Below are 6,212 nucleotides of genomic sequence, written 5' to 3'. Positions count from 1 at the left end.
CGAATGCGGTGTGTCATTCAGCATGGATGTCGACTGAAACACCGCATTCGCGAGCAAGCCCGCTCCCACAGTGGATCTGCGGTGTTCATTAATCCGCGCATAAAAAAACGCCCGACCTTCGCAGGCCGGGCGGTTTCTTGAGCCCTGAAAATCAGGACTGACTGGTTGGCGTCGAAGGAGCTGGCGCGACAGTCGGGGTTACAGCAGGGGTCGGCGCAGTCGCGGAGTTCGATGCACTGACCGGAGCCGGGGTTGCCGGTTTGGCGGCAGCCACTGCTGGTTTTGGTGCAGCTGCTTTCGGCGCTGCCGGCTTTTTCACCGCTGGCTTCTTCGCTGCGGCAGGTTTGGCCGCTGGCTTGGTAGCGGGTTTGGCCGCTGCAGTTTTGGCAGCCGGTTTAGCGGCTGGTTTTGCTGCTGCCTTGGCCGCTGGCTTGGCTGCTGCAGGTTTCGCTGCGGCAGTTTTGGCCGCTGGCTTGGCAGCCGGTTTAGCGGCAGCTTTAGCCAGTGGTTTGGCAGCGGACTTCGCTGCAGGTTTGGCCGCCGCGGTTTTCGCCGCAACAGGCGCCACCTTGGCACCAGTGAGTTTTTCGATTTGCTTGGTCAGGGTATCGACCTTGCTGTGCAGTGCTTTGACTTCATTGCGGCTCGGTACACCCAGGCGCGAAATGGCGCTGTTTAGACGCTTGTCGAAAGCCCCTTCCAGCTCATCCCACTTGCCCAGTGCGCGATCTTTCACGCCGCTGATGCGCGACTTGGCCGACGAAGCGGAGTCCTTGGCAGCATCGACTTTTTTGCCGACAGCGCTCTTGGTGAGCTTCTCGGCTTTCTCGCCGTCTTTAACCAATGTATCGAAGAGCTTGCTGCCGTCAGTGTCGATCTTCGAGTACACGCCTAAACCAGCCAGCCAGATTTTGCGGGAGTAGTCTTCGACTTTCCCGATCCACGAGCTGCCTTCTTTTTCGGTGTTCTTTTTACCAGCCATCCCGTTCTCCTTAAGATTTACGCGCGACGCGTTCGAGCAATGCCGTCAGCTCATCGAGCTTGGCAGAGAGTGTCTCAACGTCATGTTTAGACGGAATGCCGATACGATTCAAGGTACTTGCGACACGCGAGTCAAAAGCCTTCTCGACCCTGTCGAGTTGAAGTTCGACCTTGCCTTTGAAAGTGCTTACTTCACTCTTGGCTTCATCGATCTCGGCATTGGCCGCTTCAAGTTTCTCGGCAACTACTTTTTTGCCTTTCTTTTCAACAGTTTGACCAGCCTTTACCAACTCTTGAAAGTACTCGCTGCCCTCTTGGCCGACCTTGGTGTAGGCACCCAGGCCTGCCAGCCAGATCTTGCGGGCATAAGATTTAACGTCGCTCAGAGCAGTCGTCGAAGCGTCGATTTTTTTCTTCAAAATAACTTTGGCCATGGTGCACCTCACGCGCAGAAGGTTTGAGGAACTGCCCGCGAAAGCGTCGGGCTCAGGCACAAAGTAGGGAGAAAAATTAGAAACGGCACCCTAACAACTGACACAAACCCTTGGTCACACCACAAAACAAATGTGGGAGCGGGCTTGCTCGCGAATGCGGTGTATCAGTCAACATCTCAGGCAACTGACAGGCTGCATTCGCGAGCAAGCCCGCTCCCACATTGATCGCATTTCACAGAAAGAATCGGATCAGACCAACGCTTTATCGAGGGCCTTTTCGATTTCCGATTTGATCATGCCGCTCATGGCCGACATCATCAGGCCCAACTCCACATCGACGCGGATCGAATCCTCGCCCACATACACCGCGCCTTTCACACCGGAACGTTTGAGGTTCAGGGTGTCGCCGGACCATTGCGGCTCCAGGCCATATTGATCGGACAGCTTCTGCGCCAACAGATCAGCCTTCTCGCGGGCCGCTTCCTTACCCAGGCCATGGGCACGTTCAACACTAATACGGGCCATCGAATGACTCCTGCTTTATGAATACTTCCCTGAAGATCTTGACCGCTACTGCGGCAAAACGTCCCGGTGGTTACCTATCTTACCTGCAGCCTTGCCAAGACAAAGCAGGCCACCGGGATTAGAATGTCCCGCATTCTCTTCTGGTGACAGCGATATGACTGATCAGCGCAAAGGCAGTGATGCCGAACCCACCACTCACTTCGGTTTCAAAAACGTTCCGGAAAGCCAAAAAGCGGAAAAAGTCGCTGAGGTATTCCACTCGGTAGCCGCCAAGTACGACTTGATGAACGACCTCCTGTCGGGCGGCATGCACCGTCTGTGGAAGCGTTTCGCGATCGAGCTGTCGGGTGTTCGCACCGGTAACCGCGTGCTGGATATCGCCGGCGGCACGGGCGACCTGACCAAGAAGTTCTCCCACCTCGTTGGCCCGACCGGCCAGGTCGTGTTGGCCGACATCAACGAATCCATGCTCAAGGTCGGTCGTGACCGCCTGTTGGATCTGGGTGTGGCCGGTAACGTCGAATTCGTTCAGGCCGACGCTGAAAAGCTGCCGTTCCCGGACAACCATTTCGACTGCGTGACCATCGCTTTCGGCCTGCGCAACGTTACCCATAAAGAAGACGCCCTGCGCTCGATGCTGCGCGTACTGAAACCGGGCGGCCGTTTGCTGGTGCTGGAGTTCTCCAAACCGACCAACGCGCTGATGTCCAAAGCCTACGACGCCTACTCGTTCGCCTTCATGCCGCTGATGGGCAAGCTGATCACCAACGACTCGGAAAGCTATCGCTACCTGGCCGAATCGATCCGCATGCACCCGAATCAGGAAACCCTGAAGTCGATGATGGTCGAGGCCGGTTTCGACCGCGTGACCTACCACAACATGACCGCAGGCATCGTCGCCCTGCACCGTGGCATCAAGCCCTGATGTTGCTGGCCGGCCTGCTCGCCAGCGTTGAACTCGGTCTGAACCGGGTGCTGCGTCTCGACAGCACGGCGTTGCCGCGGCTGGGGCATTTGAGTGGCAAGGTGATTGCGGTCGACTGCCGAAGCCCGGCGCTGCAAGTGTTCATCCTGCCCAGCGACGAAGGCCTGATGCTGGCTTCCCACTGGGAAACCGGCGCCGACTGCACCTTGCGCGCACCGGCCTCCAGCCTGTTGAAACTGGCCATGAGCAAGGACAAGACGTCGGTCCTGCATGCGCCTGAAGTCGAACTCGACGGCGACAGCGGCGTGCTGCTGGAGCTGGCGGCGATCCTTCAGGACCTTGAGCTGGACTGGGAGTACGAACTCTCGCGCTGGCTGGGACCGGTCGCCACGCAACTGCTCGGCGGTCACCTGCGCAGTCGCGCACGCTGGTATCAGCAAGGGTTCGCCAGCCTGAACCAGAACCTTGGCGAGTACCTGGCAGAAGAATCGCGCACCCTCGTCGGTCAGCGCGAAGCCGAAGCCCGTTTTAGTGAACTGGACCAGATCAAACTCGATCTGGAACGTCTCGAGGCGCGTTTCGAGCGCCTCTCCCGATCCCTCGACCCAAGCGATAACGCATGAAGCTGCTTGCCGTCCGCCGTTTGTTGCGCATCCAGCGCGTTGTGATTCGCTACCGCCTCGATGACCTGTTGTTCGCCCTGCCACTGCCGTGGTTTCTGTTGGCGCTGCGCTACGCCTTGCCGTGGCGCTGGTTCCCGCGCAAGACGCTGGACCTGAGCCGCGGCGCGCGATTGCGTCTGGCGTTGCAAGACCTGGGACCGATTTTCATCAAGTTCGGGCAAATCCTGTCCACCCGCCGCGATTTGCTGCCGGAAGACATCGCCGATGAGCTGATGAAGCTGCAGGACCGCGTGCCGCCGTTCGACTCGCAAGTGTCGGTCAATCTGATCGAAGAACAGCTCGGCAAAAAGATCAGCGAAGTCTTCAGCCGCTTCGACGTCGAACCGCTGGCCTCGGCCTCGGTGGCGCAGGTGCATGCCGCGCAGCTGAAAACCGGCGAAGAAGTGGTGGTCAAGGTCATCCGCCCGGGGCTCAAACCGATCATCGCGCAGGATCTGGCGTGGCTGTTCATCCTCGCCCGCGCCGCCGAAAAGCTCTCGGCCGACGCGCGCCTGCTGCACCCGGTGGACGTGGTCCAGGACTACGAAAAAACCATCTACGACGAACTCGACCTGCTGCGTGAGGCGGCCAACGCCAGCCAGTTGCGACGTAACTTCGACGGCTCGGACCTGCTCTACGTGCCACAAGTCTATTGGGACTGGTGCCGGCCAAAAGTGCTGGTGATGGAGCGCATCTACGGGATCCAGGTCACTGACCTCGCGACCCTCGCCGACCAGCGAACCGACATGAAAATGCTCGCTGAGCGCGGCGTCGAGATCTTCTTCACCCAGGTGTTCCGCGACAGCTTCTTCCATGCCGACATGCACCCCGGCAACATCTTCGTCAGCACCGTGAACCCGTGGAGCCCGCAGTACATCGCGATCGACTGCGGCATCGTCGGCAGCCTGACGCCGGAAGACCAGGACTATCTGGCGCGCAACCTGTTCGCGTTCTTCAAGCGTGATTACCGTCGTGTGGCGCAATTGCACATCGATTCGGGGTGGGTGCCGGCGGAAACCAAACTCAACGAATTCGAGGCGGCGATCCGCACCGTGTGCGAGCCGATCTTCGAAAAACCGTTAAAGGATATTTCTTTCGGCCAGGTGCTGATGCGCCTGTTCCAGACCGCCCGGCGCTTCAACATGGAAGTGCAGCCGCAGCTCGTTTTGCTGCAAAAAACCCTGCTGAACATTGAAGGCCTGGGCCGTCAGCTGTACCCGGACCTCGATTTGTGGAACACCGCCCAGCCGTTCCTCGAACGCTGGATGCGTGAGCGCGTCAGCCCCAAAGCCTTGATCGGCAACGTGCAGAGCCAGTTCGAACAGCTGCCGCACCTGGCCAACATGGCCCGCGACCTGCTCGAACGCATGTCCCAGCCCCACGCCTACGACCCGCCGCCACCGTGGCACCGCCGCAAGGACGATTGGCTGCTGCGACTGCTCGGCTGTGCGCACCTGGCCGGCGGCACGATACTCGCTGCCGGTGGGCCGCTGAACGAACTGGGTCATTGGCCGGCCGGCATCATGGTGGCGGTTGGTTTGTATCTGGTCGTTCGCCGATAGCCAGCGTCCCCGCACGCTGGCACACTGTTTCAATGCTGAATTTCACGTAGGCTTCTATTCATGAAGTGTGGGCCTGCATCGGAGTCGAAGATGAAAAACTGGCTGGACGAGATCAAGTGGGACGCCGATGGCCTTGTGCCGGCGATTGCCCAGGATCACAAGACCGGGCGCGTCCTGATGATGGCTTGGATGAACCGTGAAGCGCTGGAACTGACCGCTGCCGAGAACCGCGCCATTTACTGGTCACGTTCCCGTGGCAAGCTGTGGCGCAAGGGCGAAGAGTCCGGCCACGTGCAAATCCTGCATGAGATGCGCCTGGACTGTGACGCCGACGTGATCATCCTGATGGTCGAGCAGATCGGCGACATCGCTTGCCATACCGGCCGTCAGAGCTGCTTCTACCGCGTCTTCGAGAACGGCGACTGGAAAACCGTCGACCCGGTTCTGAAAGACCCGCACGCCATCTATTCCGCAGGACACAGCCATGAGTGACACTCTGACCCGTCTGGCCCAGGTGCTGGAAGAGCGCAAAGGCGCCGCCGCCGACAGCTCGTATGTCGCCAGCCTGTACCACAAGGGCTTGAACAAGATTCTGGAAAAGGTCGGCGAAGAGTCGGTCGAAACCATCATTGCCGCCAAGGATGCCGCCATCAGCGGTGACTGCAGCGATGTGATCTACGAAACCGCCGACTTGTGGTTCCACAGCATGGTCATGCTCGCCCAACTGGGGCAGCATCCGCAGGCTGTACTCGATGAACTGGACCGTCGTTTCGGTCTGTCCGGACACGCCGAGAAAGCCTCGCGTCCGTCCGCCTGAACAACTATTAGAGAGGAGCAGCGACATGGGCATTTTTGACTGGAAACACTGGATCGTCATCCTGGTTGTTGTCGTGCTGGTGTTCGGCACCAAGAAACTGAAAAACCTCGGTACTGACGTGGGCGAGTCGATCAAGGGCTTCAAAAAAGCCATGAGCGATGAAGACAAGCCAGCTGATCCGACCGCAACGCCGTCCCAACCGGTACCGCCGGTTCAGCCGCAGGCCTCGGTGAATCAGCCGCACACTATCGACGTGCAGGCGCAAAAAGTCGAAGAGCCGATCCGCAAAGACGTGTGAGCACTGAC

At 59.1% G+C, this 6,212-nt stretch carries 9 protein-coding genes; 6 read left to right on the top strand and 3 right to left on the bottom strand.

Translation table 11 applies throughout. The features are described from left to right. Positions 1–151 precede the first annotated feature (151 nt). The 3 genes from KGB03_RS28015 to KGB03_RS28005 form a co-directional block, all read right to left on the bottom strand. A complete protein-coding gene (locus tag KGB03_RS28015) occupies positions 152–982 on the bottom strand; it encodes a phasin family protein (protein ID WP_192409892.1) in 831 nt (276 codons plus the stop codon). A 10-nt stretch (positions 983–992) separates the two neighbouring features. Then, on the bottom strand, positions 993–1,415 hold the full coding sequence (locus tag KGB03_RS28010) for a phasin family protein (RefSeq protein WP_223530441.1): 423 nt from the start codon (positions 1,413–1,415) through the stop codon (positions 993–995). Positions 1,416–1,664: 249 nt separating this feature from the next. Further along, the gene (locus KGB03_RS28005) at positions 1,665–1,940 is read right to left on the bottom strand and encodes a polyhydroxyalkanoic acid system family protein (protein WP_111449381.1); all 276 of its coding nucleotides are present in this window, start codon (positions 1,938–1,940) and stop codon (positions 1,665–1,667) included. Positions 1,941–2,094: 154 nt separating this feature from the next. Between KGB03_RS28005 and ubiE the strand changes: the two genes are divergently transcribed. The 6 genes from ubiE (at position 2,095) to KGB03_RS27975 (ending at position 6,204) form a co-directional block, all read left to right on the top strand. After that, positions 2,095–2,865, top strand: a complete 771-nt coding sequence (gene ubiE / locus KGB03_RS28000; RefSeq protein ID WP_007948968.1) for a bifunctional demethylmenaquinone methyltransferase/2-methoxy-6-polyprenyl-1,4-benzoquinol methylase UbiE — start codon at positions 2,095–2,097, stop codon at positions 2,863–2,865. Continuing rightward, on the top strand, positions 2,865–3,488 hold the full coding sequence (locus KGB03_RS27995) for an SCP2 domain-containing protein (RefSeq protein WP_218536882.1): 624 nt from the start codon (positions 2,865–2,867) through the stop codon (positions 3,486–3,488). Before ubiE ends, KGB03_RS27995 begins: the two co-directional genes overlap by 1 nt. Further along, positions 3,485–5,089 carry a ubiquinone biosynthesis regulatory protein kinase UbiB gene (ubiB, locus tag KGB03_RS27990; protein WP_218536881.1) on the top strand — a complete coding sequence of 535 codons (1,605 nt, stop codon included), beginning with the start codon at positions 3,485–3,487 and terminating at the stop codon, positions 5,087–5,089. The genes KGB03_RS27995 and ubiB overlap by 4 nt, the downstream gene beginning before the upstream one ends. Positions 5,090–5,179: 90 nt before the next feature. Continuing rightward, a complete protein-coding gene (gene hisI, locus KGB03_RS27985) occupies positions 5,180–5,581 on the top strand; it encodes a phosphoribosyl-AMP cyclohydrolase (RefSeq protein ID WP_111449384.1) in 402 nt (133 codons plus the stop codon). Next, positions 5,574–5,906, top strand: a complete 333-nt coding sequence (locus KGB03_RS27980; protein ID WP_007899279.1) for a phosphoribosyl-ATP diphosphatase — start codon at positions 5,574–5,576, stop codon at positions 5,904–5,906. The genes hisI and KGB03_RS27980 overlap by 8 nt, the downstream gene beginning before the upstream one ends. 25 nt (positions 5,907–5,931) lie before the next feature. Continuing rightward, positions 5,932–6,204: a twin-arginine translocase TatA/TatE family subunit gene (locus KGB03_RS27975; RefSeq protein WP_008149519.1), complete on the top strand. Its 273-nt coding sequence runs from the start codon at positions 5,932–5,934 to the stop codon at positions 6,202–6,204. The last annotated feature ends 8 nt before the right edge of the window (positions 6,205–6,212 follow it).

This window comes from Pseudomonas sp. BF-B-26, from assembly GCF_019956495.1.
In the GTDB taxonomy this organism is placed as follows: Bacteria; Pseudomonadota; Gammaproteobacteria; order Pseudomonadales; family Pseudomonadaceae; genus Aquipseudomonas.
The sequence above is the reverse complement of the archived record's forward strand: the minus strand, read 5'-3'. Positions and strand labels throughout refer to the sequence as shown.